Raw genomic sequence first — 26,813 nt, 5'->3', positions numbered from 1 at the left:
GGTTTTTAAAAAAAGAAAAAAACGAAATTTTGATGAAAGAAAATGTTTAGAAAGCGGATACAAAATTAAAAGTTTTATTTTATAAAAAGGGAGCTAAAAAAACTCCCACAAAAACTTGACTCAATCTAAAAGAAATATTTGGTTGACCACATGAAAAAAAACTGTTAACATCACATTATATTTCTTAAATAAATTACATGCTATGAATGTTATGGATCAAACTATAACAGGAGCAGCTTCTGGAGAGACCGTTTGGATTCCCAAACGGCACCGAAGGATTCACAATCTCAGGTAAAAGGACAGAAGAACAACCAATACATATTTATAATCATGTCCTGGTTCTTCTTATCCTTTGAAACAGATTGGTGTATCCAATCTGTTTTTTTCATACATTCATTAAATCGTTTTATTTGAGAAGCAAACAAAATTGTGAGGTATGAGGTGAAATAATGGTTCAACAACGTCGAGCAGTCGTAAGTGTCATTGGAAAAGATCAAATTGGAATTATCAGTAAGGTAACAACAATCCTTTCTAATAATCACATTAATATCCTAGATATCAGTCAAACCATCCTACAAGATTTCTTTACAATGATGATGTTAGTAGATATTACCGATAAAGAAAACTTGGATAACTTAACAAAACAGTTTGATGAATTAAGCGAGCAACTTCATTTAAAAATTAATATCCAATTAGAAGAAATTTTTCAATCCATGCACCGTGTCTAAGAAAAGAGGGTCAGAAAATGAAAATTGCATTGAATGAAATGATGGAAACCATTAATATGGTACAGATGGAAAGCCTTGATATTCGTACTGTTACGATGGGAATCAGCCTTTATGATTGTGCTGATTCAGATTTTCAAAAGTTAAATGAGTCTGTCTATAAAAAAATTACAAAGTATGCAAGCAAATTAACGGAAGTAGCAAATGCTGTTGAAAAGGAATATGGAATTCCCATTATTAATAAGCGTATTTCTATCACTCCAATTGCAGAAATTCTAGGAAATAGTACAGTAGAACAAGCAGTAACCCTAGCAAAAACATTAGATAAAGCCGCAAAAGATTTAAATGTAGATTTTATAGGTGGATATTCTGCCCTTGTACATAAGGGGATTACTAAAGGTGATCAAACATTATTAGCTGCCCTTCCAGAGGCACTTTCTGTGACAGAACGCGTTTGTGCCTCCGTATCTGTTGCTACGACTAGAACCGGTATTAATATGGATGCAGTAAAACAAATGGGTGAAATAATTAAAAAAGCTGCTGAAAATACAAAAGATCAAAATGGTCTAGCATGTGCTAAGCTAGTGGTTTTCTGTAATCCTGTTGAAGATAACCCATTTATGGCTGGAGCCTTCCATGGAGCAGGTGAAGGAGAAGTTGTAATCAATGTTGGTGTTAGTGGACCTGGCGTTGTATTAAGTGCATTGAAGAAATATCCTGAAGCTGATTTAGGAGAAGTCTCAGAAATCATCAAAAAAACAACTTTTAAAATAACTCGAGCTGGGGAATTAATTGGACGAGTAGTTGCGGAACGTTTAGATGTACCATTTGGAATTATGGATTTATCCCTTGCACCGACTAATGCTATTAATGATAGTGTTGCAGAAATATTAGAAGAGATTGGTTTGGAACGTGTCGGAACACATGGGACCATTGCAGCATTAGCTTTAATGAACGACGCAGTTAAAAAAGGTGGAGCAATGGCAAGTAGTTATGTTGGTGGATTAAGTGGCGCCTTCATTCCAGTAAGTGAGGATAATGGAATGATTAAAGGAATTTTAGATGACAGCTTAACCCTTTCTAAACTGGAAGCAATGACTTGTGTATGCTCTGTTGGACTTGATATGATTGCCCTGACTGGAGATGTTACAGCAGCTACGTTATCAGCAATCATTGCCGATGAAGCAGCTATTGGAATGATTAATAAAAAAACAACAGCTGTCCGTGTCATTCCTGTCCCAGGAAAGAAAGAGGGAGAAATCGTAGAATTCGGCGGTCTTTTAGGTCGAGCACCTGTAATGGGAGTTAATCCATTTAGTTCAGCTAAACTCATTGACCGAGGCGGACGTATACCATCTCCCCTACAAGCATTAATTAACTAATAGTATCTTTACATGACAAATACATGAGGCTGGGACATAAGCATTTCATTCAACAATAAACACGAACTATTATGTAATTAATTTGCATGAAAATTCGTGTTTATTGTTTTGAAAAAGGTTTAAAAAACGAAGTGTAATGGAGCGGAGGATGCTCGACTCCTGCGGGAAATAGAGGAAAGGCTGAGACCCCGCAGCGCAGCGAGGAGGCTTAGCTTCCTCCCCGGCGCATCGTGCGTCCGTAGCGCAATGGAACGACTTAGTTTTTACACCTGACTATATTTAAAAACATAGAAAACCATCATGAGAAAGTAGCTTTATTTAAAAGCTACTTTAGAGATTATTCGTCTTTAAAGATTAGTTTTTTAGTTTTGTCCCAGCCTCACCTTCTTGTTAGAAGCGAAAACCAATTATTTAGGCACAGGTTTAATCCATAAGAACAGCAAGAATACTAAGCTTATGTAACCAAATATAGGATATAAAAAGGATAATAATGTGCCATACTGTACGAAACTAATTAAATAGGAAACCAAAATAATTCCACCGATTATTACCATACTTGGTAAAGGAATGAAGCTCCGCAACTGCCTCTCTAACCCATAAATATTCCCGATTACCGAACTGAAAATTTCTCCATATATGACTAAAATATAAACCCATGAAAGCTGTGGAGCTAAATTTTTCATAATAATAGCCATAGGAATAGAATACAGATAAACATCCTTCAGCATAATAAGGGAAAAATGACTGGATATTAGAATCATCATTAGAGCAATTCCACCTAAAATACCTCCCCATTTAACCACTTCTTCATCACCAATTTCAGAGGCTGCAGGTACTAGCACAGCAATTGCTAAAGCCAAATTTAAGGCAGTATACGAAAACGGAGAGCTGATCGTTTTCCAAGTAATGGTCTCCATTTGAAATATCTCTCCCAAAAATCCTGGCAAAGAAATAGAAAGTATAAAGAGAATAAAGCTGAAACTGATCATAATAGGTACAACAAATGTGTTTACGGCAAATAACCCTCTTGTTCCTACCATCATAACCATTAAAGAAAGGACAATTGTAAAAATGACGCCAACCGTTTTATCTAGGCCGAGCTGCTCTTCAAATACAGCACCAGCTCCTGAAAACATCACAGCACAGACTCCTATTAGCATAAGTAATAATAGAATGTTAATCATTGTTCCTATGACATTACCAAATAAGTAAATAGTAAACTCTTGATAGGAAGATGCCTTTATTTTGACCGAAATACGCATTAGTTTCGCCCCAAAATACGCAAAAATAAATCCACTTACAATGATTCCTAACAAGCCGATAAATCCATATTGTGAAAAAAAGACTACTATCTCTCTTCCTGTCGCAAATCCAGCACCGACAACAGTACCTACATACACCGCTGCTAGCTGTATTGCAGCATACCATTTATTTTTCACAGATTTCCCTCCCTACATCAACTATATGTAGAAATGGACAAACAATGACGAGCATTTTCTCTAAATAAAAAATAAATTTTTAAATGAAATAGCTTCCTAATTTTGAACAAGAATATTTACATTTGGATTAGGAAGAACCCAGTCTATCTTCCTCCCATTCTGTATGCAAGTAAAGAGTCTTCAGGAGATTTTTAAACGGAATAAAATTCCATTAATATTTTTTAAGCAAAAAACTTGAAAGTCAAAAAAGGTCAAAGTATAATCATAATTACAAAAGGTCAATATTAGTCAAAATCAAAAGGAGGATATTTAATGATGAAATGTGAAATTTGCCAACAAAACAGTGCCACAATCAGCTTACGATTTGTATTAAACAATATGGAAAGCACAATGAATATTTGTCATGTTTGCTATCAAAAAGAAAAGCAAAAAATGACAGCACAAAACGGCCCAATGTTTTTCCAACCTTCCCCTTTTGACGAGTTATTTCAATCACTTAACCAATCAAATTCATTAGGGGGAGCTAGTGCTTCAAAGGAAGCTCCTTTTATTAATAACAATAAAAAAGCTGGCATTCTCGATAAACATGGGAAAAACTTAAATCAAATGGCTAATGCTGGTTTGATTGACCCAGTTATCGGAAGAGAAAATGAAATTGAACGTATAATCGAGATTCTAAATCGAAGAAATAAAAATAATCCAGTACTAATCGGGGAACCTGGTGTCGGGAAAACAGCGATAGCAGAAGGATTAGCTTTAAAAATTATGGAAGGCAATGTTCCAAAAAAATTACAAAATAAAGAAATTTACTTATTAGATGTGGCTTCCCTTGTATCAAATACAGGTATTCGCGGTCAATTTGAAGAAAAAATGAAGCAAGTCATTCAAGAAGTACAAGCTAGAAAAAATGTTATTGTCTTTATTGACGAAATCCATCAGTTAGTAGGTGCAGGCTCTGCAGAAGGCTCTATGGATGCTGGGAATATTTTAAAACCAGCATTAGCTCGCGGCGAACTGCATATCATTGGGGCAACAACCTTAAAAGAATATCGTCAAATCGAAAAGGATGCTGCCTTAGAGCGACGATTCCAGCCAGTGCAAGTAAGTGAGCCATCTGTGGAAGCTACATTATCGATTTTAAATGGCATTAAGGATAAATATGAAAAATTCCATGAAGTTTCTTACACGGAAGATGCAATAAAAGCATGTACTGAGCTATCCCATCGTTATATTCAAGACCGCTTCTTACCAGATAAAGCGATTGACTTAATGGATGAGGCTGGTTCTAAAATGAATCTTTCTTCTACTTATCAAAACACGGAAGAAATCGAAAATCGTCTTGCTATGATAGCAAAAGAAAAAGAAAAAGTATTAAAAGAAGAAAATTATGAAAAAGCAGCTCAACTGCGCAAAGAAGAACAACAGCTTGAAAAGGCATTAAATGAACCAAACAATGATGATAAGCCGATTGTGGATGTTGCCCTTATCCAGCAATTAATCGAAAAGAAAACGGGCATTCCAGTAGGAAAATTACAGGAAGATGAACAGCAAAAAATGAAGTTTTTAAGTGATCGATTAGCAGCAAAAGTAATTGGACAGGATGAGGCTGTTCGCAAAGTGGCTAAAGCCATTAAACGTAGTAGAGCAGGACTTAAATCAAAAACGAGACCAATTGGTAGCTTCCTTTTCGTCGGTCCAACTGGTGTGGGGAAAACGGAACTTACCAAAACACTAGCAGAAGAATTATTCGGCAGCAAGGATAGTATGATTCGCCTAGATATGAGTGAATATATGGAGAAACATAGCATTAGTAAAATCATTGGTTCTCCTCCAGGATATGTTGGTCATGAAGAAGCAGGACAATTAACAGAAAAAGTTAGAAGAAATCCATATAGCATTATTCTGCTAGATGAAATCGAAAAAGCACATCCTGATATTCAATCCATCTTCTTGCAAATTCTAGAAGACGGACGCTTAACAGATAGCCAAGGACGCACTGTCAGCTTTAAAGACTCTGTTATTATTATGACAAGTAATGCAAGTGTCGCCCATAAACATAGGGTTGTTGGCTTTGGAAATAATGATGCAATCGAAGAAAGCAATCTTTTACAAACATTAGGAAACTTCTTTAAACCAGAATTCCTTAACCGCTTTGATGCGATTATCGAGTTTAAATCATTGGAAAAAGAACACTTACTACAAATTACAGACTTATTATTAGAGGAACTTTCTCAAAATTTACAAGAACAGCAAATCACTTTACAAGTAACCGAAACGGCCAAAGAGAAAATCGTAGAATTAGGAACACATCCAAGCTTTGGTGCTCGTCCTTTAAGAAGAGTAATTCAAGAGCATTTAGAAGATCAATTAGCAGATGTTATTCTCGATGAGCCAACAGTTAAAGAATTAACTGCAGTTATTGAGGATGACCAAATTAAGGTCAAACCAGTGCAAACACAATCTATTAGTCAGTAAATAAAAAGAAAACCGTGGGGCAATCCCACGGTTTTCTTTTATAGATTTCGGTCATCTACAGAACTTAACCACTCATCAATTACGCCGACAACTGACTCTACACAGCCATTTTCAAATGGAGAGATTAAATTAGCCTCTTTCACTAATTCCGTAAACGGCATGCTTCCCCCTAATTTGCATAGCTTAACATAATCAGCCCAAGCATCTTCTTGATTCTCTCTTGAACGTTTCCAGAATTGGAATGCACAGATTTGCGCCAATGTATAATCAATATAATAAAATGGAGAACTAAAAATATGCCCTTGCTTTTGCCAGAAGCCACCATTCTCTAGAAACTCATTTCCATCATAATCAAGATGTGGACTATATTTTTTTTCGATATTTCTCCAAGCCTGTTTTCTTTCTTTTGGAGTAGCGGTCGGATTTTCATATACCCAATGTTGGAATTCATCCACTGATACTCCATAAGGAAGGAATAAGAGTGCTGAGCTTAAATGAGAAAACTTATATTTCTCTACATCTTCTTTAAAGAATAATTCCATCCATGGCCATGTAAAGAACTCCATACTCATCGAATGAATTTCTGCAGCTTCATATGTCGGCCAATAGTATTCAGGAATATCAAATCCACCACTAGAGTACACTTGGAATGCATGACCTGCTTCATGTGTTAATACATCAATATCTCCTGAAGTTCCATTGAAGTTAGAAAAAATAAATGGCGCTTTATAATTTTCAATAAAGGTACAATATCCTCCCCCTGCTTTTCCTTTTTTAGCAACCAAATCCATTAATTCTGTTTCTCTCAAATAGGAAAAGAAATCACCAGTTTCTTTTGATAGTTCCTTATACATTTTTTGACCATTTTCAACTATCCAGGCTGGATCTCCTTTAGGAGTAGCATTCCCCGTTAAAAATTCGAATGGTTCGTCATAATATTTTAAGGAGTCGACCCCTATTCTTTTTTGCTGTCTTTCTTTTAATTTTGTTGTTAATGGGACGATATGTTCTTTTACTTGATCTCTAAATGCGGCAACCATTTCTGCATTATAATCGGTACGATACATACGATAGTATGCTAGCTCGACAAAGTTTTCATATCCTAGCTTTTTGGCAATTTCTGTACGAACCTTTACCATATCATCATATATTCTATCTAACTGCTCTTCATGCTCACCAAAGAAAGCAAAACGGGCTTCACTAGCAGCCTTTCTAGTATCACGGTCTTTTGATTCCGTAAATGGCTGCAATTGTGCAAGTGTTCTTTCTTCTCCCTCAAACATTATCTTTGCAGAAGCTACAAGCTTTGTGTATTCTGTTGATAGTTTATTTTCTTGTTGCAAAAGCTCTACTACTTCTTCTGAGAACACTTTTAATTGAGCTTCCGCTAATGCAAATAGCTGATGTCCCCATTTTTCTTCCAATTGTTCTTTAAACTTAGATTTTACAAGCGCTTCGTAATATTTAGTAGTAAGCCCCTCCACCTTAGGAGATACTTCATCCATATAATCTTGTTCTTTTTGATAAAATTCATCATTTGTATCAACAGAGTGTCGAATATAGCATAAATTAAACATTGTAGAAACATCATTTCTTAGCTCGTTTATTTTCTCTATCGCAGTAATTTGCTGCTGAACATGTTCTGCATTATTAAAATCTACTAATAGTTCATTCATCTTAACTGCAAACTCTTCAATATTTGGTCTTTTGTATGTAAATTCCGAAAATTTCATTTATATACCCCCTATTTCTTCTATGTATCACTATAATTATACATGAATATTAACAACACAAATACATAAAAGCGAAATTCGTAAGGAAGATTTATTTCAAATAGTTCCTTCGAAATAAACCTTTATCCTATTTATGAATACTCGCTTTTTACATTATACAATGACTATTTTCCAACTGATAAACCAAGGCGTTTAATTAATTCAATTGCCACATCTTTTTCTCCTGGTGATAGTTCAGACATGATTTCATGGATTCTTTGTTCGTGATTTGGAAAAATGCTTTCAATCAACTGTTTGCCATTTTCCGTTATTTGAGCGAATGTGACTCTTCGATCTGTTGGACAGGCAATTCTTCTTAAATACCCTTTTTCTTCCAGTTTATCAACTACATAGGTAATACTTCCACTTGCTAATAAAATCTTACCTCCTATTTGCTGTAACGGTTGATCTCCTTTATGATACAACAATTCGAGAACAGCAAACTCAGTTGGATTCAATCCATTTGCAGTAATTAATTTATTCACATTTTCATTGATTGCTCGAAATGCTCGAGACATAACAATATATAATTTTAATGATTGTTCAATATCTTTTTTTTCCATATAAAACTTCCCTTATTAGAATAATTCATTATCTCGAATTCAGATAAATTATAGTATTCTCCCTTAGATTTGTCAATTTCTGTAGAACTCCGCCTGTCATTGAGCTTTTACCATTTCATGTTATAATGAAGTTTATACATTGGAATTTCGTTATGGAGAATCTATTAATGAAAATAACTACACAAAAAAAAATTTCGTATATTGTAATCGTTGTTATTCCTATTATGATTACTGCAGTTCTTTTTTTTAATTACCAAATAAATAAAGAAGAAGCCAAAAATAAAGCTCATGCAGAATGGGTTGCTTCCATCCACCAAAAGCAATGGGACTCTTATATAAACAAAGTAGTATCCTCTTTAAATATATTAAGTCTATCTATTCAACCAAATATTGATACACCTAATGAGATGGATAGCTTACTTAAAAAAGTATTTACGAATGAGCATATCTATGGGGGTTTATTTTTACTCGACAGTAAAGGGAAAACGATTGCAGGGGTAAATGATACTTATGATTCCATTGATATTTCAGAGGAAGATTATATATTGGAAGTTATAAACTCAAAGGATTTAGTGATTTCTAATCGAGAAGAAGTATTAAGTAACGGACAGAAGGTTATCGGTATTGCAATGCCAATATTAGGTCAACATAATAGACTAGACGCGATTATAACAGCATATCTTCGTGTCGATTACCTTATTAATTTAACGAAGATGTTATCCTCAGAGGAAAATATTGCGATTATGAATGGGCAAAAAGAAACCATTCTCTATATAAATGATGGTGCAACTTTAGGCGAAAATGTCATTAACATGCCGATTGACCGTTTACCTTGGTCAATCATGGTTGAATTAGTAAAACCGAATATTTGGAACATTGTCAAAGCAAATATTTGGATACCTCTGTTCTTCATTCTCATTTTTCACCTTATTTATCTGATTATGATTCTTTACTATCAAAGAAAAGTAAGAAAGGAAGAAACAAAAGAGAATGAAATCCAAAAATTAGAGCTTGTTGGTAATTTAGCTGCTAGTTCAGCTCATGAAATTAGAAACCCTTTAACAGGAATTAAAGGATTGATCCAATTATTAAGTGAAAAACATCAAGATCAAAAGGATCAGCTATACTTTTCCATTATCCAAAAAGAAATTGCTCGAATAAATGAAATTGTAAGTCAATTCCTCATTTTAGGAAAGCCTACAGCACAAAAAAAACATAATATGAATTTAAAAATGATTATAGCAGAACTTAATCCACTTATTATTTCAGAAGCAAATTTATATAATGTAAAGTATATTGAAAAAGTGCCTGATGAAGACATTTATGTACTTGGAATAGCAGATCAAATGAAACAAGTACTGTTGAATTTAACAAAAAATGCACTTGAAGCAATGGAAAATGGTGGTCAATTAGAGCTTACAGTTCGTCCTATTCGTTCAAACGTACTTATTTCAGTAACGGATAATGGTATAGGCATGTCCAGCCGTCAATTAAAGAAAATATTTGAACCATTTAACACTTCGAAGGAATCAGGTACCGGCTTGGGGCTTGTTGTATGTAAAAGAATCATTGAATCATTCGATGGTGAAATACAAATATCTAGTAGAGAAAAGAAAGAAACAAGGGTGAATATTATTTTACCTTTAATAGACTAACAACCTACTTCTTCGCTTCTTGCATGTTCCTTTATATTTCCCTTCTTTCCACAAAGAGGGGAATAACTATTGAACAAAAGATGCTTTTTTCTTTATCCTGATCGTGGACACATGCGGAATAATGGGGTATTAACATCATTTAATTACAGAAGGGCATTGATTTAGATGAGATATTATTAGGTAATTACTGCCATTACCCTTCACCAATATTATTTAATAGTATATTATCTATATACAACCTCAGAATAATTTTTGCGCTTATATTGACTAGCATTAGACCAAAAAATTCGAGTGTTTTTATATTTTCTTTTTATTTGTTTTCTTTTTTCTCGTTCGTAACGAAAAACAAGCTGATATTTATAGATTAATTCATCAAGCTCTTGACTTAACCTAATCGTCTCCGCATCAATAGTACCAAGCTCTTTTGCTGTTTTTATCATTACCTCCCTCTTCTCTTGAATTTCATCTAACAATTCTGTTTTCTTACAATACACCTTTTTCTTCCTCCTAATCAAATTCCAACTTTCAAACAATTCATTATTGTTTACTTGATGAATTATTACAATAAAACAAATAAAAGTAAATAGATTCGCAATATTAGACATTTTTTTAAGAAAAAATAGGTAAAAAGACCTATTTATCTATCTAACCATTACTGTTGTTCGACAAGAAACGCGACGAAAATAGTCGAATGGTATGACTAAAGTAAGCAAACGCTTTCTTTTTGGTTATTTCCGCCCATTATTTCCCCTCATATAAAAAAAGCTAGTACTCTTTATATTAAAAAAGGATTAAATAGATAAAAATCTATTCAATCCTAAATGAAATTTTATAGCTTTATTCCATCTTATTTAAAAATCGGAAGTGTACTTAATCTTTCAATGGCCTCTTGTAATCTATCCACTTCTGTTAATAACCCCACTCGAACATATCCCTCTCCAAATTGACCAAAACCCGATCCTGGAGCCATTGCAATATGTACTGTCTCTAATAAATAATCACTAAATTCTTGTGACGTAAAACCATCTGGTATTTTCAGCCAAGCAAAGAAGGATCCCTCTGGCGCCTTCACTTCCCAACCAATTTCGTTGAGTCCTTTTATTAATATATTTCGTCTCTTTTCATAAAGCTCATTCATCCTTTTTACACTCTCTTGAGATTCTGTTAATGCCGTGTAAGCAGCTTCCTGTATCGCACCAAATAAACTTACATACAGATGGTCTTGGTAAAGATTAATAGCTGAAATAACACTGCTATTTCCAACTGCAAAGGCTACTCTCCAGCCTGCCATATTAAACGTCTTTGACAATGTATATATTTCAACTCCAATATCCTTTGCTCCATCAGCTTGAAGAAAACTAATTGGTTTCTTTCCATCAAAGCCAATCGCACCATATGCAAAATCATGGACAACACAAATGTCATGCTTTTTACTTAGAGAAACTGTCTCATCAAAGAATTCCTTTGTTGCTATCGCTCCTGTCGGATTGTTTGGGTAATTTAAAAACATTAACTTTGCTTTCTCTAAATCCTTTTCTGCTATATCCTTATAATTGGGCAAAAACCCATTTTGTTCTCGCAACGGCATCATAACTGTTTCTGCTTGTGCTAAAGCAATCCCAGATAAATAGTCGGGATAGCCAGGATCTGGAACCATTACTGTTTCTCCTGGATTTAATAGACATAACGGAATTTCAACAAGACCTGCCTTCCCCCCAAATAAAATAGCCACCTCTGTTTCAGGATTTAAATCTACATTATATTCTTGCTTGTAAAATAGAGAAATGGCCGTTTTTAAATGAGGATAGCCTCTAAAAGGTGAATACTTATGGTTTTTCGGTTCTTCTGCTGCAGCTTGCAGGCTCTGGATAATAGTAGAAGGAGTCGGTTGATCTGGATTACCTTGTCCTAAATTAATCACATCATAACCTCTCTCAATATAGCTATTAACTTTTGTAACTAATGAAGCAAAGAATTGTTCTGGCAAATTTTTCAATAACTGAGATTGTTCATATTTCTTCATATAACTCACACCTTCTTTAAACGATAAAGTGAAACTTCCATCAGGGAAATTTTTCTTCTTTTTCCCCGCTGATGTTAATGGAATCATTCAACCTTTACAAACAGTTGATTATCAAATCTCCTACAAAAAGAAATGAGCGTGTTCCTGTCCGTTAATAGTGGGATAATCGCTAAAAATATTTCACTTACTTAAATGATGCAATACAAAAATAATCATTTAATAATTCGCTTTTTTATGATATAACCAAATTACCTTAATAATTGGATTTTTTAGTTGATTATCATTATATAGGAAAATAACGAAGATGAATAGAGGTGTTAGCTTTTGAATTTTCGAATTAGTTTGATTCAAATGGATATTGCATTCGGTAAACCAGAAGATAATTTTCAGCAAGCAGAAGAAAAAATTACGGCCGCTTGCAAAGATAACTGCGATATCATTGTATTGCCTGAGCTATGGTCAACGGGCTATGACTTAGCAAGACTTTCATCAATTGCTGATAATCATGCCAAAAGAACTATCTCTTTTTTAAGTGAATTAGCACTTAAACATCAAGTTCACATCATTGGTGGATCTATTGCGAATAAGAAGGAAAATGGCATATTTAATTCCCTTATTGTTATAGATAAATCAGGAAATGTCGCCCACACCTATGACAAGCTCCACCTTTTCCAATTAATGGATGAACATTTATATTTAAAAAGCGGAACATCAAGTGGATTGTTTTCTTTAGAAGAGAGAATGTTTGCTAGTATGATTTGCTATGATATTCGCTTCCCAGAATGGATAAGAGCACATACAACAAAAGGGGCGGAAGCAATCTTTGTTGTTGCTGAATGGCCAAAGCCAAGATTGGCACACTGGAAAAGCCTCCTTATTGCTCGAGCCATTGAAAATCAATGCTTTGTAATTGCTTGTAATCGCGTTGGTGCAGATCCTGATAATGTCTTTGCAGGACATAGTATGATTATTGATCCATGGGGAGAAATCGTAGCAGAAGCCGGTGAAGAAGAAGAAATTCTAACAGCCTCTGTTCATTTAGATAAAGTTACAGAAGTTCGGAAGACTATCCCTATTTTTACCGATCGCAAACCAGAATTTTATAATTGATTTTAGCATTTTTATAAAAATATTCTAAGTAGAAATAATGAGCAGCCTGAATACACATAAACTTAGACTCCTCTTGGATTTGCGGAGGGCACTGAAAAAGAATAGTATCTCCAAATTAAATAAGAATTTATTTATTTGAAAGCGAATATTAAGTTGGTTTGGAGAGGCGTCCGCTCGACTCCTACGGGAGATGCGAGAAAGTCCGAGACCCTGGCTGTGAAGCGGCTCGGCGCTCGCCCCTATGAGTCACGTGGGCACCTCGGAAAACAATTTGCACATCTAAGTTTAAAAGGCAGTTACTCTCAATCATCAATAGCTATCACTTTTTCAGTGATCTCGATTTGCGAGAGTGAGATCCTATAGCCGAAACACGGGGATTAAAAGCTTTCCCATTTGAAAGCAAAGTGTATTTAGGCAGCGGATTATAGCAAAAATATTAACAAAAATACCGATCATTCTTTTAAGGACTGTTTGACTCTGTTGATCAGTCCTTCCTATTTTTTACTTTGCCCACATTTCCTCTGGATTAAGTTCATATATATTATTTTCTCTATACATAAAATGATTAATGATAAATTCTCTTCTAATAGTGGCATAATCATCAAAGTACTGTTTTATATGTTCATTTATTTCTTTTTCCTCATATTTTCTTCCAAAAACTAATCCTTTTAACATGTATTTGAATACTATTAATTTCTTCTTTCTTTGAGCAGGGATATTCTTAAGTCTCCCCTCTGCAGTAAAGAAGTTTTCGATAATTTTTGATTGTTCCTCATTGTTAACAGTCATTACACTTTCCTCCATTCCTATAGCAAGTTTTTTTAAGGCTTCTGTTTGCTGCAAAATAACAGATTTGTTTAAATAAAAATAAATCGTGTTCTTATCTCTTCTATCATAGACGATATTTATTTCACGCATTTTCTTTAAATGATGTGTAATCGTAGGGGCAGATAAGCCTAGTTTATCTGCTAAAGCTTGCCCATTCCATGGTTTGTTTGCTAATAAAGAAATAATTCTTATTCTCGTTGGGTCTCCCATTGTTTTATAAAAAGCAACCAATTTATCTAATTGCATTCAACCACCTACTTTCATAACCTTCTAATTAGATACTAATAAAAGTAGTTGGTTGTGTCAAGAAAGAAAATCAGTATTAACTAATTCTTTTTTCCTATTGAAAAAACAACAATCTTTTAGAAAACGGACAAAGTTTACGAGATGCTTTCCCTTTTACCTTACTTCAACAAAAAAAGACCTAGTTTACATCAACGGGGTCTTTTGTAATAATTCCATTAGTCTATTTTGTTTATGTTTATTGGAAGTAGGAGGTGAAAAGTCGTACCAATGCCCAGCTCCGACTCTACTTTCACTTTCCCTTGATGGTCTTCTATTATTTGATAAGATACTAATAAACCTAATCCTGTTCCTTTTTCTTTTGTCGTATAAAAAGGCTCTCCGATTCTAGCTAGCTTTTCTTTACTCATCCCTTTTCCATTATCCCGGATTGCTATATGGAAGTAATCTTGTTTTACTTCCATCGAAGCCTCGATTTCTCCGCCATCTTCTAATACCTCTATTGCATTTTTGATAATATTTATAAATACTTTTTTCATTTGATTAGGTTCACAGTAAATCATCTGAATTTCTTCTTCGTATTTTTTTATAAATTGAACATTTTGTAATACTGCTTGAGCATGAAGTAATTCCATCGTTTCATTCATAATCTGTCTTAAATCACTTTTTACATATTTGACTACCTGTGGCTTAGCAAGCAATAAAAATTCATTAATAATGGATTCAATTCTCGTTAGCTCCGATTTTATTACCCCAAAGTACATTTCATTTTCAGGAGAAGCCACATCTGTTTCTAATAGTTGAATAAACCCTTTTAAAGCTGTCATTGGATTACGAATTTCATGTGCTATTCCTGCTGCCAATTCTCCTACAACATTTAATGTAGATGATTTCCTCAGTTGTTCTTCCAAGATGGCATTCTCTGTAATATCACGTAGCGTAGTAATACTTAAGCCAGAATAAACATTAAATTTATTTCTATATTCTAGCTGTGTGTACTCCCATTTATTCTGAAATTTCACTGTATATAGTCCTTGATTTTGTCCTTCTTCCTTCAAATGAATTAATTTAGGCTTGATATCTTCGCCTATCGATTTAGCAGGAGGAAGAGTGGATAATAAATCTAGACCGATTACTTGCTCTTTATTTTTGCACAATAGACGTTCTGCCGCTTTATTCATATCTATTATTGTAAATTTCTGATCCCAAATAATAATACCATCAAAAACTTCTTCAAAAATATTTTCGAACATCGCCTTACTTTCTCTTATTTCCTCTTCCATTTTGTATCGTTCCGTTACATTGCGAAAAATACTCATATTTAAACCTTCCACCGAATGGAGTTTTGTTGTAAATTCCAGTATTTTCTTCTGCCCATTTGGCATCAAAAACATTAATTCATCACGATTTTCCTTTTGATGATATAAATTCATGACTATTTCAGCATATTGCTTATCTTTTTTATAAATATAGTCACTAATCTTCGAAGTCAGCAATTGTTCCTTCGTGCTTTCAAAAATTTTAAGAGCAGAGGCATTAGCTGCAATAATTTGCCCTGTTTCTTTCCATAGCATTATCCCATCTAGTGCTTCTGTAAAAAATTCATTATACAAAATTTGTGTTTCTTCTTTTTCTTTCTCTTTCTCTATTTCTTCTGTAATATTTTCGATGATTGTTACAAACCCCATATCATATGGCAAGCAACTTGTTAAGGTTTCAAAATAATGTAATTTATTATTAATTGTTAACGGTAATATGCTACGTTTTGAATGCAAATCAGATTTGGTTATTAGATTGTTAATATTATTTCTTATCATCGAACGCTCTTCTTGTTGAAGGAAGTGGGTTATATTTCTACCGACAACTTGATCAACTTTTAAGTTAAAGTTATCACAAAGAAATGTATTGATATCGCGAATAACACCATTTTTATCAAATATAATGATTCCTACATTTATTGTTTGGAAAGCAGTTGATCGCCTATCCTGTATATGACTCTTTTCCTTTAGTTTTTTTCTCAGAATTGTATTCTCTTTCTCGACTTCGCTTAGTTTCTTCTGCAATTGGCGATATTCTTCTGAATAGGATATACGATCCATCCTAGTGGTTACCCTCCTTACAAACGTAGTGTTTACATTATTCTACATAATTTCCGAATTTCCTTTACTTCTGGAAAAAATAAGAGAATAAAACTATTTTTATAAATAGGAAAAGGAAGCTCCCAATTTAAAAGAAACAAATGAATTGTCACAATCTATCCAATATATCCCTTTCTCCCCTATTATTTCTTAATAGAGACCCACAAAAAATTAAACAAATTTAAAGTTTTACCTGCTATGATAAATAAGATTTTTTCTCTTTGGGTTGTTCACCAGTTCATTTCATTTTTGTAATAAATAAAAGTTATTTATTTAACAGATTGACTACATGCGATTAAAACAAGGGATTTTGTGTTATATATAGTTAGTGAAATATATGATATTTCCATTCATGAAAGGATGAGTTTATGAAACAACGGGATTACTACTTTGATAATGCAAAATTTATTTTGATCTTTTTCGTTGTCTTCGGTCATTTTATCCAATCATTTATAAATGACAATCAAAATATTTATACGTTATATAAAGTAATTTACACTTTTCATATGCCGGCATTTATATTAATTTCGGGATTTTTTGCTAAGGGGATTGCGGAAAAGGGCTATATAAAAAAATATGCAAAGAAGCTGATTATTCCTTACCTGATCTTTCAATTAGTATACAGCATTTTTTATTATTTTCTTTATGGAAAGTCGACTTTTGCCATTGAACCGTTAACACCACATTGGTCATTATGGTTTTTAATTAGTTTATTTTTTTGGAACATCTTCTTATTAGCTTTTGTGAAATTAAAGCCGATACAAGGGATTATTATATCCCTACTTTTAGGACTTGCAATAGGTATGATTGACTGGACATCAACCTATTTAAGTTTAACAAGAACATTCGTTTTCTTCCCTTTATTCTTAATGGGCTTTTATATGAAGAAGGAACATTTCAATTTAGTTAAAACGAGAAAAGCTAAAATTAGCGCTATTATCATTTTCGCTCTTGTTTTTATCGGTTTTCATTTCTTTCCGTCGATTAATTATCAATGGTTATTTGGTTCTAAATCTTATGAGACATTAGGAGAAGGGTATATTGCAGGAATGGCAATGCGAGTATTTTTCTATATATTAAGCTTTCTAATGATTTTTTGTTTTTTCGCATGTGTACCAAAAAGGGAGTATTTTTTTACTAAATTTGGTAAATCAACGTTATATGTATATTTATTACACGGTTTCTTTATTCGTCTTTTTAGACAAAGCGATTTGCCGGATATATTTGTATCTCCGAGATCCTATGTGATGATTGTCGTTGTATCATTCTTAATAACGATGCTGCTTTCAAGCAATATAATCATTTCTTTAACACAGCCGCTGATTGAGTTAAGAAGTTCAAAATTGAAACAACTACTCTTTAAACGGTCGACATATACTTCGAATAGATAGATTTTGAAGAATCTTCCCATCAGTTACGGATTCACTGATGGGAAGATTTCTTTATTTCCTTCTAGCTTTTCCCTTTACTTTATCTTTTGTTAACGCTTCTGTATCAAAGAATTTGCTTGCATTAACATCGCCAAATTCTTGACCAAATTCTACATTTGAGCTCTCTGTTTGTTTACGATTCTTTTGTTTTTTCGACATTTAATTTCCCTCTCTTCCTTGCTTAGAATTTCGATTAGCACCTTTGATTGGGTTCTCGCCTCTGCTAAATTCAGCAGAAAATTCCGTTTCTTGGATGTTTTTCTTCGGAGTTTTACTATATTTTTCTACACTATTAAATTCAGCCTTGCGCTTTGCCATTTTTGTCATCTCTCCTTTCACACTTACATTCTTATTATTCACAAGCAAAAAGAAGATATGCTTCCCTACATTTGTTAAAACGGAATAAGGTACACAAGTATTCTAACTATAAAAAAACCCAAACAAGTACAATTGTTGTTCGGGTTATTAATTAGTTATAATAGGCTGTTTTAGTAAAATTGGTGTTTCACCCAATAATGATTCGTTCTTTTGGATAGTGGAAATTATCTTTTTTCTCTTTTCCACCGATGATATAGATGAAAGAAGTCAATCCAATTCTTCCGATAAACATGAGGAGCATAATTACACATTTTCCAAAGTTAGATAATTCTGGAGTCAAGCCTAAGGAAAGCCCTGTAGTACCGAAAGCAGAACAAACTTCAAAAAGAATTGCAATAAGAGAGGCATTTTCAGATATGGAAAGAGCAATAACAGCGACAATACAAATACCAGTTGCAAATATTGTTACTACTAATGATTTTATTATATCCTCTTCATGTATTTCTCTTTTAAAGATCTTTATATGTCTGTTTCCATTTGCATAATGATAAATAAATAATATGTTTAATGCAAAGGTTGTCGTTCGTATCCCCCCACCGACTGAACTTGGAGAAGCTCCAATAAACATAAGGAAACAAAAAATAAGCAATGTCGTAATAGAAAAAGCATTTAAATCCATTGTTGCTAACCCACCGCTTCGTGTAGACGTAGAATGGAAAAAGGCATTAAAGAATATTTGGTGCCAGTTCATTCCTGCATAATAATTACCCCATTCTAAAAGAATAAACATAATTGTTCCAAATAACAAAAGAAAACCAAACGTCATGGTCGTTAACTTTGTAAATAAAGAAAATTTAAGATTCACATTCCCTTCTTTTGGAAAAAGATAATTCTTTCCTTCAATTAATACAGGAAAACCGATAGCTCCCAATGTAATTAGAATGATATTTACCAACTGTACAAAATAATCATCCTTAAATGGAATAAGAGATTGTCCTGTTAAATCTAAACCTCCATTTGTTGTAGCACTAACGGACGCAAAAGCTCCATGTAAAAGAGATTCTTTCCAGGTAGGATAATAATTATGGAATTGCAATGTAAGAATAATAGCTCCAACAACTTCAATGATTACAATAATTTTAAAGATTTCTCTAATTAAATTGACTAACCCTGACAGATTAGACTGATTGTGATCAATCATAATTAACTGTCTCTCTCTTAATCCTATCTTCCTCCGAAAAATCATCCAGAAAAATGTTCCTATAGCCATAACGCCAATTCCGCCAAATTGTAAAACAAGCATTAAGATGATAATTCCATATGTACTATATGTCTCTGCGATATTAATTACCGTTAGTCCTGTTACACTTACTGCTGTTACTGCAGTAAAAAGTGTATCCATAAACGATACCGTTACTCCTTCTTTATGTACACCTGGTAAACTCAATAACAGAACAGATATACTAACTGCTAAAATATAATAGCTGGTTATCATTTGCGCAGGAGTTAGGTTTTGAAGGACTAACTTAAACTTCTTGCCCATTAAAAAACAATCCCTTTCTTTCAAAGCTAATTAATTAAAGACCTTTTTTAACAAGATCCTTTATGCATGGATAATAAACAGTATAAGTTATCCCTAGTCGTACAACCTTATATTATAATTGTTTATTTAACTTTTATAGAGGCACTGTAACATTATACGATACGCAAATGTAGTTGGGAAAGATTCATTTTTTTGAAATTCTTTTCATAAAGCAAATGACAAGAACAAATTTTTCAAAAAATTTATGTTGATTGTAATTTATCCTATTTTCTCCCATATAAACAAACATTACCACTAATGAACTTCAATAAAATCCATATATTATTAATACAGAATCATTTATCATTTCCATATAAATTGCAAATGAATTTGATAAATAATCACTGTACTATTAATAAGGAGGAAAAAAGAATGGCTTCTAGTAATAAATTATTAGTTCCGGGAATTGAACAATATTTAGATAGTGTGAAATATGAAATTGCACAAGAATTTGGAGTGAATTTAGGATCAGATACCGTTTCTCGTGCCAACGGCTCTGTCGGCGGAGAAATTACAAAAAGACTTGTTCAACAAGCACAAGCAGAACTATCAGGTAAAACACAGTAATATCGCTAATCTAGCGTAGTTTGTTGAATAAATTATTAGAAAAAGCCATTCCAAATATGGATGGCTTTTTCTAACCTTTTATGCATTGCTTTCCTTTGTTTTAACAGCTTCTTTATTGGAAAAGAAATATCCCCCAATTGCAATTGCTACCAATACAACCCAGAAAATCCCTTTCCATATTTTAGATTCTGGAAAATGTTCATCTAGGAATCCTACTGATGGATGTGCTAAAGTAAATACAGCTAATTTCACACCAACCCAACCAACAATTAAAAATGCTGCTGTTTCAAGAGACGGGCGGGAATGAAGTAACTTGACAAACCAGTTTGCTGCGAAACGCATGATGATTAATCCAATCAAACCACCCATGAACATAACTAAAAATTGTCCGCCATCAATTCCACCAAGCGAAAACCAATTTGTTTTTGGTAAGGTAATTGCAAGCGCAACTGCCGCTAACATAGAATCGATTGCAAAAGCAATATCTGCTAACTCTACTTTTAAAACAGTCATCCAAAAACCAGATTGTTTCTTCGTCTTCTTCTCCTTATCCCCTTCATTCTTCTTCGCATATTTGCCATAAATATTATGCACCGCAATGAAGAGAAGATAAATGGCACCTATCGCTTGAACTTGCCATACGTCTACCAAAAACGAAATCATAAATAATGTAGCAAAACGGAAAACAAACGCACCCAATAGGCCATAAAAAAGCGCCTTTTTTTGTTGCTCAGCAGGTAAATGTTTAACCATAACCGCCATAACTACTGCATTATCTGCTGCCAATAACCCCTCTAATACAACTAGAATTAATAAAACCCAACCATACTCTAATAACATGCTCGCATCCAATAATTTTTCCCCCTTTAGGTATTTATTTGTATACTTCCTATTAGCAGGTTTTGCTACAACTCTCGTTATTATGTACAAAAGTGCGCAAAAAAGACCTTTGCCAAATAGGCAAAGGTCTTGCTAAGCACTAATATGCCAACAAAGCCGATGGCAAATGCCATGAACTGACGACTTTGTTTTAGGTATCAACCTAAAAGCTACTCCCCTTTGAGTAGTATACAAATATTAATATGTATTAATTATATACATAGTTGAGCTATTTTGCCAATAGTTTTTTCTATATTTTTTTATTTTACTGATAATTTTTTGAATAAACATAATGAATCCTATGCTTTCACCCTATATCTAGGATCTAGCATACGTTTCACAAATGTCTCTTTTTCCTATAATAGATTAAACAATACTTTACTATATGACCGCAAATGATACCAGGTATCAAAAAAACCATCGGTAAAAAAACAGGACCGAACAATACGCCAAATAGCTTCAACTTTGTTGAATAAAAAACGCCCACCGTAACAAAATATGCGCAAAAAACAAATGGCAAAAATGCGTATTCATTGTCTGTATCCATTACTTCTTTATAAGCATCCCACATCGCAAACATATATAAACACGGATAAAACAATATCCATTGAAAGTCTATTACGTCTATCGCTTCTTGGATATTGCCACAAAAACTAAGCATAATTGCCATATTGAAGTTACTTTTCGCATTTATAATAAACTCTAAAATAACAAACAATGTTCCTTTCCAATATTTTTTCAATAACAACTGACTAAAACCTGGAAGTGCAATACTCCACATGATTGCTTCAAGTCTACTTAGGCCCTTCATTGGTATCACCATCTATTTTTCTGTACCTACTTATATAATTATCAAAATAGTGATTTTTTATACAAAATGAATTTCTAAATTTTTACATCATTAAAAAACTTACTATACTGCACCAATATTCTTATTTATCCACCCCTCTCCTCTTGCTTATGAGAATTGCAGAAAGATAGTTGGTGATGAAGTTGCGTTATATTAAAATAGAATAAACAAAAAAAAGGCCAAATGGCCTTTTTTTAAAGTATCTGAGATAAGAAAGCTTTCGTCCGTTCATGCTTAGGATTGTCAAATAATTCTTCTGGTTTACCCATTTCTACAATTTCTCCTTTATCAAAAAGGATAATACGGTCTGCTACTTGTCTTGCGAATCCCATTTCATGTGTTACGACAAGCATAGTCATACCAGATTCTGCCAGAGTTTTCATAACATCTAATACTTCTTTTACCATTTCTGGATCGAGTGCAGATGTAGGTTCATCAAATAGCATTATCTTAGGCTGCATCGCTAATGCTCTTGCAATTGCAACACGCTGCTGTTGCCCACCTGATAATTGTCCAGGGTATTTATTCGCTTGTTCAGGAATACCTACCCTTTCTAGCAAATCCTTTGCAATTTGCTCCGCTTTTGTTTTCTTCCACTTTCTCACCCAGATAGGAGCTAAAGAAATATTTTTCAAAATTGTCATATGTGGAAATAAATTAAAGGATTGAAATACCATTCCCGTTTCTTTACGAATCTCTTCAATATTTTTAACATCATCAGTTAATGCAATATCATCAACAATGATTTCACCTTTTTGAAATTCTTCTAAAGCATTAATCGTACGAATAAAGGTTGATTTGCCTGACCCAGATGGTCCTAAAATAACGATAACCTCTCCTTGCTTAACCGTAAGATCTACATCCTTTAATACATGATGATCTCCATACCATTTATTCAATTTATTTACTTTAATAATATCTTCTCTCTCCGTTAAAGGGGTTGTTAATTTATTTACTCCAAATACACTTTCCATATAATCCGATTCTCCTTTCTATCTCGTTCCAACACCAAGTGATTTTTCGATATGTTTACTTACATGGGACATTAAAAAGCAGAAAATGAAGTATATAAACGCAATGACAATGTATAACTCCATATATTTTCCTAGATATTCAGGGTTGGCAGCGATTTTTTTCCCCATACCAAGGAAATCCGCTAATCCTATCACCGCAACCAATGATGTATCTTTAAAAACAGAAATAAATTGTCCAACCATTGCAGGAATAACGGCTTTTAAGGCTTGTGGCAAAACAACAAAAATCATTACTTTGACATTATTTAACCCAAGTGCCTGTGCTGCTTCGAATTGTCCTCTCGGAATCGATTGTAATCCACCGCGAATATTTTCTGCTAAATATGCGGCACTAAATAGGGTGAATGCAATCATGGCACGAACAACATTGTCTAATTGAATACCTCCAAGAAACATAGGAAGCAATAATTGTGCAATAAATAAAACCATAATGAGAGGCATTCCACGAATTAATTCTATATACAGAATACAGCAATACTTTATTATAGGCAGTTTACTTCGTCTACCTACTGCAAGTAATAAACCTATTGGAAAAGAACAAATAATTGCTACCGACGCAATTACTAAAGTTAATAAGAATCCTCCCCAAACATTTGATTTTACAGGCTCTAATACTCCAAATCCGTTAATGATAGAAAGACAGATTGGAATATATAATATCCATAGTACAAGCATAGGAATTTTTAATTTTGGAACATATTTCCCAACGAAATAAAAAACAACAATCGTAGCAATACATGAAAACAAGTATACTTTGGATTCATTTTCTGTATACGGAAGAATGCCGAATACTAATAATAGAGCACCAAGACTAATTGCTACATGACCGATTATCCCTCTCCAAACTCCCCAAGAAGTACCTAATAACACAGACATAAATAAAAGGGATACCCACAATCTCCAAATTTCTTCTATTGGAAATTGCCCAACAAATAGTAGTCTCAAATTATCAGTGACAACATTCCATTCACTGGCAAATAAAAATTTCCCTATATTTGCAAGTAAATAAATTGTAAACATTAGGGTCACAATCGTTACTATTGCATTTTTCCAGTCTTTAAATAAATTATTTTTAAGCCATAACTGTAGTTTTTTCTGACTATTTAATTTTGTGGTTTCCATAACTGGTTCCGTGTTTTCTAATTGTATATTATCCAATTCGCTTCCCTACCTTTCTACCAGCTGGAATTTTTTGTTGAAAAGATTCATTAACAGGGATGTAGTTAAGCTAAACAGTAAATATACAGAAATTACAATTAATAGTGTCTCTAACGTATGTCCTGTTTGATTAATGATTGTATTTCCGATTCCAACAATATCTTGATATGCTACCGCCATCGCTAAGCTTGAGTTTTTTATTAAATTTAAATACTGGCTTGTCAACGGCGGGATAATTATTCTGATTGCCTGTGGAAAAATAATTAACCGAAGCGCAGTGCGACTTTTAAAGCCAAGTGCTTTTGCAGCTTCTGTCTGTCCTTTTGGAACGCCCATAATTCCAGCACGGACAATTTCTGAAATATAAGTAGATGTATAGATAGTTAGTGCCACGAGCACAGACATAAACCCAATAGATAAAGATGTTCCACCATCAAAAGAATTTCCATTAAAAACTGGAACAGATAGACCAAATGGGCCATTTCCTAAAACAAGAAAAGTAATAATCGCGCCAATTACTATTAATCCGATACTGGAGATTAGTGGATATGTAGATTTACCTGATTCTAATGATACCTTTGTTAATATTCTGAATAAAAATACACTACCTACAATGAGGAGAATGAGTACGATTAACCAAATAAGCGTATTATCTTGTAATGTAAACCATGGGATGGATGTCCCTCTATTAGAAAAATAGAAAGAACCGATAGAGAGTGCTTCTTGTATTTTTGGCATCGGTAAAAATACGGCAAAATTCCATATAAATATTTGTACCAAAAGGGGAGTATTTCTAAAAACCTCTACATATACAGTAGCCACCTTGCTTACTAACCAGTTATCAGATAAACGTGCAACACCCACTATAACTCCGATAATGCTTGCAAATATAATTCCAAAAATAGAAACCTTAAACGTATTTAATAATCCTACCAATAATGCACGTATATATGGATCATCAGGTGTATAGCTAATAATAGATTCTGAAATCGGAAAAGATGCTTTTAAAGTTAAATAATCTAATCCTAATGTCAATCCTATTTGTTCAAGACCAGATATCACATTATTGACCATAAAAATAATCACTGTTCCTACTAAAATGACAAAGAGGATTTGAGCAATAATCGGTATTATTTTTCTATTTCTCCAAAGAGGAGTCGATGTTGTCTTTTTTACTTCCACTCTTTCTCACCTCTCACCTAAAAGAATAGGGGGTACTCAAAAGGGTATGACAATTTGAGAACCCCCCTTATTTTTAAACTTAATAATTCATATTAACGGAACGGAATAGAGTACAATAATCCGCCATCACTATATAATGCATTTTGAGCACGCTCTAATTTGAACACTGTATCTGGACCTAAGTTACGGTCATAAATTTCACCATAGTTACCGACTTGTTTAATTACTTGGTAGGCAAAGTCATTAGATAGTCCTAATTGTTCACCAAGGTTTCCTTCTACTCCTAATAAACGTTGAATTTCTGGATTTTCACTAGTTAAGAAATCATCTACGTTTTGAGACGTAATACCAAATTCTTCTGCTTGAATTGTTGCAAATACAATCCAAGTTACCGCATCTGCCCATTTTTCATCTCCATCTTTAACAGCTGGAGCTAAAGGTTCTTTTGAAAGTGTTTCTTCCAAAATAATATGTGCATCTGGATCTTGTAATGTAGACTGACGAGAAACTAGTCCTGATTTATCTGTTGTCCATGCATCGATTGAGCCTTGCTCATATGCAGCTATTACTGCATCAGCATTATCAAATGTTTGTGCTGTATAGTTAACGCCTGCCGCTTTCATTTGATCCGCTAAGTTTAATTCAGTTGTTGTTCCTGTTTCTACACCAATTGTTTTTCCTTCTAAATCTTGTAACGTTTTGATATTACTATCTTTCGGTACCATAATTCCTTGCCCATCGTAGAAAATTACTGGAGCAAAGCTTAAGCCTACTTCGGCATCACGGTTTGTTGTCCAAGTTGTGTTACGTACTAACACATCAACTTCACCAGACTGAACAGCGGTGAAACGGTCGGTAGCTGATAATGGTCTAAATTCAATTTTCGTTGCATCTCCAAGTACTCCTGCTGCAACTGCTTTTGCAAAATCAACATCAAAACCAGTATTTTCTCCATCTGATCCTATGTATCCAAAGCCAGGAAGTGCATCATTAATACCAGCTTTTAAAGTTCCTCTTTCTTTTATAGTATCAAGTAGACTGCTAGAATTTGATGTTTCTCCACTGCTACCATCCTCGTCAGATCCTGTCTTACTTGAACAGCCGGCTAAAGCAAGTACAAGCACTAGTAAAATGCTAAGAGTAAGCGAAAAACTTTTTTTCATGCAACATATCCCCCTATTATCTATTTTGTTATCATACTACCTGACTTCCATTGAACGAATATTCAATCTTTTTAACTTAATAGAATACTCTTATTGCATCGAAAGATAGTATCATCATTGCTAAATTGCTAACAAGTCAAATATGTTAACATTTGTTTGTTAACTTTTATAACAACTTGTTTTTATTATACCTATTTTTTTTCTAAATACAAATAGTTTTTTGAAAACTTTTAATTTTTATAATTATCGCGTGTTAATTATTTATTTAGACATACAAAAACCTTATATATCAGTAAT

23 protein-coding genes and 2 riboswitches are annotated in these 26,813 nt (G+C 33.6%); of the genes, 7 read left to right on the top strand and 16 right to left on the bottom strand.

Annotated features, from left to right (window positions below; translation table 11 throughout):
- Positions 1–229 precede the first annotated feature (229 nt).
- A riboswitch (glycine riboswitch) is annotated at positions 230–313 on the top strand.
- 136 nt (positions 314–449) lie between these two features.
- Positions 450–728: an ACT domain-containing protein gene (locus QQZ16_RS08885; protein ID WP_031534154.1), complete on the top strand. Its 279-nt coding sequence runs from the start codon at positions 450–452 to the stop codon at positions 726–728.
- A gap of 17 nt (positions 729–745) precedes the next feature.
- Positions 746–2,107 (top strand): PFL family protein, encoded by a 1,362-nt coding sequence (locus QQZ16_RS08880; RefSeq protein WP_251627370.1) that lies wholly within the window; start codon positions 746–748, stop codon positions 2,105–2,107.
- 407 nt (positions 2,108–2,514) lie between these two features.
- Here QQZ16_RS08880 and QQZ16_RS08875 read toward each other — a convergent pair whose 3' ends face one another.
- Positions 2,515–3,546 carry a YkvI family membrane protein gene (locus QQZ16_RS08875; protein ID WP_031534151.1) on the bottom strand — a complete coding sequence of 344 codons (1,032 nt, stop codon included), beginning with the start codon at positions 3,544–3,546 and terminating at the stop codon, positions 2,515–2,517.
- A 315-nt stretch (positions 3,547–3,861) separates the two neighbouring features.
- Here QQZ16_RS08875 and QQZ16_RS08870 point away from each other — a divergent pair, with 315 nt between their 5' ends.
- The gene (locus QQZ16_RS08870; RefSeq protein WP_031534149.1) at positions 3,862–6,021 is read left to right on the top strand and encodes an ATP-dependent Clp protease ATP-binding subunit; all 2,160 of its coding nucleotides are present in this window, start codon (positions 3,862–3,864) and stop codon (positions 6,019–6,021) included.
- Positions 6,022–6,059: 38 nt separating this feature from the next.
- On the opposite strand, the gene QQZ16_RS08865 is transcribed toward QQZ16_RS08870, so the two are convergent.
- Together QQZ16_RS08865 and QQZ16_RS08860 are read right to left on the bottom strand one after the other, a co-directional pair.
- A complete protein-coding gene (locus QQZ16_RS08865) occupies positions 6,060–7,754 on the bottom strand; it encodes a M3 family oligoendopeptidase (RefSeq protein WP_031534147.1) in 1,695 nt (564 codons plus the stop codon).
- 164 nt (positions 7,755–7,918) lie between these two features.
- Positions 7,919–8,356: a MarR family winged helix-turn-helix transcriptional regulator gene (locus tag QQZ16_RS08860; protein ID WP_031534145.1), complete on the bottom strand. Its 438-nt coding sequence runs from the start codon at positions 8,354–8,356 to the stop codon at positions 7,919–7,921.
- 167 nt (positions 8,357–8,523) lie between these two features.
- Here QQZ16_RS08860 and QQZ16_RS08855 point away from each other — a divergent pair, with 167 nt between their 5' ends.
- Positions 8,524–10,011, top strand: a complete 1,488-nt coding sequence (locus QQZ16_RS08855) for an ATP-binding protein (RefSeq protein ID WP_284561298.1) — start codon at positions 8,524–8,526, stop codon at positions 10,009–10,011.
- A 224-nt stretch (positions 10,012–10,235) separates the two neighbouring features.
- Here QQZ16_RS08855 and QQZ16_RS08850 read toward each other — a convergent pair whose 3' ends face one another.
- Together QQZ16_RS08850 and QQZ16_RS08845 are read right to left on the bottom strand one after the other, a co-directional pair.
- On the bottom strand, positions 10,236–10,505 hold the full coding sequence (locus tag QQZ16_RS08850) for an aspartyl-phosphate phosphatase Spo0E family protein (RefSeq protein WP_051640897.1): 270 nt from the start codon (positions 10,503–10,505) through the stop codon (positions 10,236–10,238).
- Positions 10,506–10,858: 353 nt separating this feature from the next.
- Positions 10,859–12,034 (bottom strand): pyridoxal phosphate-dependent aminotransferase, encoded by a 1,176-nt coding sequence (locus QQZ16_RS08845; protein WP_284561297.1) that lies wholly within the window; start codon positions 12,032–12,034, stop codon positions 10,859–10,861.
- A gap of 324 nt (positions 12,035–12,358) precedes the next feature.
- Between QQZ16_RS08845 and QQZ16_RS08840 the strand changes: the two genes are divergently transcribed.
- A complete protein-coding gene (locus tag QQZ16_RS08840; protein ID WP_031534138.1) occupies positions 12,359–13,144 on the top strand; it encodes a carbon-nitrogen family hydrolase in 786 nt (261 codons plus the stop codon).
- Positions 13,145–13,645: 501 nt separating this feature from the next.
- Here QQZ16_RS08840 and QQZ16_RS08835 read toward each other — a convergent pair.
- Positions 13,646–14,218, bottom strand: a complete 573-nt coding sequence (locus tag QQZ16_RS08835; RefSeq protein ID WP_031534135.1) for a metalloregulator ArsR/SmtB family transcription factor — start codon at positions 14,216–14,218, stop codon at positions 13,646–13,648.
- 215 nt (positions 14,219–14,433) lie between these two features.
- Positions 14,434–16,314, bottom strand: a complete 1,881-nt coding sequence (locus QQZ16_RS08830; protein ID WP_284561296.1) for a PAS domain S-box protein — start codon at positions 16,312–16,314, stop codon at positions 14,434–14,436.
- 407 nt (positions 16,315–16,721) lie between these two features.
- Between QQZ16_RS08830 and QQZ16_RS08825 the strand changes: the two genes are divergently transcribed.
- A complete protein-coding gene (locus QQZ16_RS08825) occupies positions 16,722–17,744 on the top strand; it encodes an acyltransferase family protein (protein ID WP_284561295.1) in 1,023 nt (340 codons plus the stop codon).
- Positions 17,745–17,795: 51 nt separating this feature from the next.
- Here QQZ16_RS08825 and QQZ16_RS08820 read toward each other — a convergent pair whose 3' ends face one another.
- The 3 genes from QQZ16_RS08820 to QQZ16_RS08810 form a co-directional block, all read right to left on the bottom strand.
- Positions 17,796–17,942: a hypothetical protein gene (locus QQZ16_RS08820; protein ID WP_192840939.1), complete on the bottom strand. Its 147-nt coding sequence runs from the start codon at positions 17,940–17,942 to the stop codon at positions 17,796–17,798.
- Positions 17,943–18,101 (bottom strand): hypothetical protein, encoded by a 159-nt coding sequence (locus QQZ16_RS08815; RefSeq protein WP_192840940.1) that lies wholly within the window; start codon positions 18,099–18,101, stop codon positions 17,943–17,945.
- A 187-nt stretch (positions 18,102–18,288) separates the two neighbouring features.
- On the bottom strand, positions 18,289–19,644 hold the full coding sequence (locus tag QQZ16_RS08810) for a TrkH family potassium uptake protein (RefSeq protein ID WP_031534131.1): 1,356 nt from the start codon (positions 19,642–19,644) through the stop codon (positions 18,289–18,291).
- A 411-nt stretch (positions 19,645–20,055) separates the two neighbouring features.
- Here QQZ16_RS08810 and QQZ16_RS08805 point away from each other — a divergent pair, with 411 nt between their 5' ends.
- Entirely contained in the window at positions 20,056–20,250 is a 195-nt protein-coding gene (locus QQZ16_RS08805) for an alpha/beta-type small acid-soluble spore protein (RefSeq protein WP_235250218.1), read from the top strand.
- A 78-nt stretch (positions 20,251–20,328) separates the two neighbouring features.
- On the opposite strand, the gene QQZ16_RS08800 is transcribed toward QQZ16_RS08805, so the two are convergent.
- From QQZ16_RS08800 to QQZ16_RS08775, 6 genes are all read right to left on the bottom strand, one after another.
- On the bottom strand, positions 20,329–21,090 hold the full coding sequence (locus QQZ16_RS08800; protein ID WP_414630337.1) for a TerC family protein: 762 nt from the start codon (positions 21,088–21,090) through the stop codon (positions 20,329–20,331).
- A 134-nt stretch (positions 21,091–21,224) separates the two neighbouring features.
- Positions 21,225–21,320: riboswitch (yybP-ykoY riboswitch) on the bottom strand.
- A 146-nt stretch (positions 21,321–21,466) separates the two neighbouring features.
- A complete protein-coding gene (locus QQZ16_RS08795; RefSeq protein WP_031534125.1) occupies positions 21,467–21,940 on the bottom strand; it encodes a hypothetical protein in 474 nt (157 codons plus the stop codon).
- 233 nt (positions 21,941–22,173) lie between these two features.
- Positions 22,174–22,953 (bottom strand): amino acid ABC transporter ATP-binding protein, encoded by a 780-nt coding sequence (locus QQZ16_RS08790; RefSeq protein ID WP_031534123.1) that lies wholly within the window; start codon positions 22,951–22,953, stop codon positions 22,174–22,176.
- An 18-nt stretch (positions 22,954–22,971) separates the two neighbouring features.
- Positions 22,972–24,171 carry an amino acid ABC transporter permease gene (locus QQZ16_RS08785; RefSeq protein WP_031534120.1) on the bottom strand — a complete coding sequence of 400 codons (1,200 nt, stop codon included), beginning with the start codon at positions 24,169–24,171 and terminating at the stop codon, positions 22,972–22,974.
- Between the two features lie 9 nt (positions 24,172–24,180).
- Positions 24,181–25,353 carry an amino acid ABC transporter permease gene (locus QQZ16_RS08780; RefSeq protein WP_284561294.1) on the bottom strand — a complete coding sequence of 391 codons (1,173 nt, stop codon included), beginning with the start codon at positions 25,351–25,353 and terminating at the stop codon, positions 24,181–24,183.
- A gap of 92 nt (positions 25,354–25,445) precedes the next feature.
- Positions 25,446–26,516: an amino acid ABC transporter substrate-binding protein gene (locus QQZ16_RS08775; RefSeq protein ID WP_235250263.1), complete on the bottom strand. Its 1,071-nt coding sequence runs from the start codon at positions 26,514–26,516 to the stop codon at positions 25,446–25,448.
- Positions 26,517–26,813 lie beyond the last annotated feature (297 nt).

The sequence above is a fragment of the Bacillus sp. T2.9-1 genome (assembly GCF_950097965.1).
Taxonomy (GTDB): Bacteria; Bacillota; Bacilli; order Bacillales; family Cytobacillaceae; genus Niallia; species Niallia hominis.
The sequence above is the reverse complement of the archived record's forward strand: the minus strand, read 5'-3'. Positions and strand labels throughout refer to the sequence as shown.

Bases quoted from the DNA above. Each gene is read 5' to 3' on its own strand.
- QQZ16_RS08885 (WP_031534154.1), top strand. From the start codon at position 450: ATGGTTCAACAACGTCGAGCAGTCGTAAGTGTCATTGGAAAAGATCAA.
- QQZ16_RS08880 (WP_251627370.1), top strand. From the start codon at position 746: ATGAAAATTGCATTGAATGAAATGATGGAAACCATTAATATGGTACAG.
- QQZ16_RS08870 (WP_031534149.1), top strand. From the start codon at position 3,862: ATGAAATGTGAAATTTGCCAACAAAACAGTGCCACAATCAGCTTACGA.
- QQZ16_RS08865 (WP_031534147.1), bottom strand. From the start codon at position 7,754: ATGAAATTTTCGGAATTTACATACAAAAGACCAAATATTGAAGAGTTT.
- QQZ16_RS08860 (WP_031534145.1), bottom strand. From the start codon at position 8,356: ATGGAAAAAAAAGATATTGAACAATCATTAAAATTATATATTGTTATG.
- QQZ16_RS08855 (WP_284561298.1), top strand. From the start codon at position 8,524: ATGAAAATAACTACACAAAAAAAAATTTCGTATATTGTAATCGTTGTT.
- QQZ16_RS08845 (WP_284561297.1), bottom strand. From the start codon at position 12,034: ATGAAGAAATATGAACAATCTCAGTTATTGAAAAATTTGCCAGAACAA.
- QQZ16_RS08835 (WP_031534135.1), bottom strand. From the start codon at position 14,218: ATGCAATTAGATAAATTGGTTGCTTTTTATAAAACAATGGGAGACCCA.
- QQZ16_RS08830 (WP_284561296.1), bottom strand. From the start codon at position 16,314: ATGGATCGTATATCCTATTCAGAAGAATATCGCCAATTGCAGAAGAAA.
- QQZ16_RS08825 (WP_284561295.1), top strand. From the start codon at position 16,722: ATGAAACAACGGGATTACTACTTTGATAATGCAAAATTTATTTTGATC.
- QQZ16_RS08820 (WP_192840939.1), bottom strand. From the start codon at position 17,942: ATGTCGAAAAAACAAAAGAATCGTAAACAAACAGAGAGCTCAAATGTA.
- QQZ16_RS08815 (WP_192840940.1), bottom strand. From the start codon at position 18,101: ATGGCAAAGCGCAAGGCTGAATTTAATAGTGTAGAAAAATATAGTAAA.
- QQZ16_RS08810 (WP_031534131.1), bottom strand. From the start codon at position 19,644: ATGGGCAAGAAGTTTAAGTTAGTCCTTCAAAACCTAACTCCTGCGCAA.
- QQZ16_RS08805 (WP_235250218.1), top strand. From the start codon at position 20,056: ATGGCTTCTAGTAATAAATTATTAGTTCCGGGAATTGAACAATATTTA.
- QQZ16_RS08800 (WP_414630337.1), bottom strand. From the start codon at position 21,090: ATGTTATTAGAGTATGGTTGGGTTTTATTAATTCTAGTTGTATTAGAG.
- QQZ16_RS08795 (WP_031534125.1), bottom strand. From the start codon at position 21,940: ATGAAGGGCCTAAGTAGACTTGAAGCAATCATGTGGAGTATTGCACTT.
- QQZ16_RS08790 (WP_031534123.1), bottom strand. From the start codon at position 22,953: ATGGAAAGTGTATTTGGAGTAAATAAATTAACAACCCCTTTAACGGAG.
- QQZ16_RS08775 (WP_235250263.1), bottom strand. From the start codon at position 26,516: ATGAAAAAAAGTTTTTCGCTTACTCTTAGCATTTTACTAGTGCTTGTA.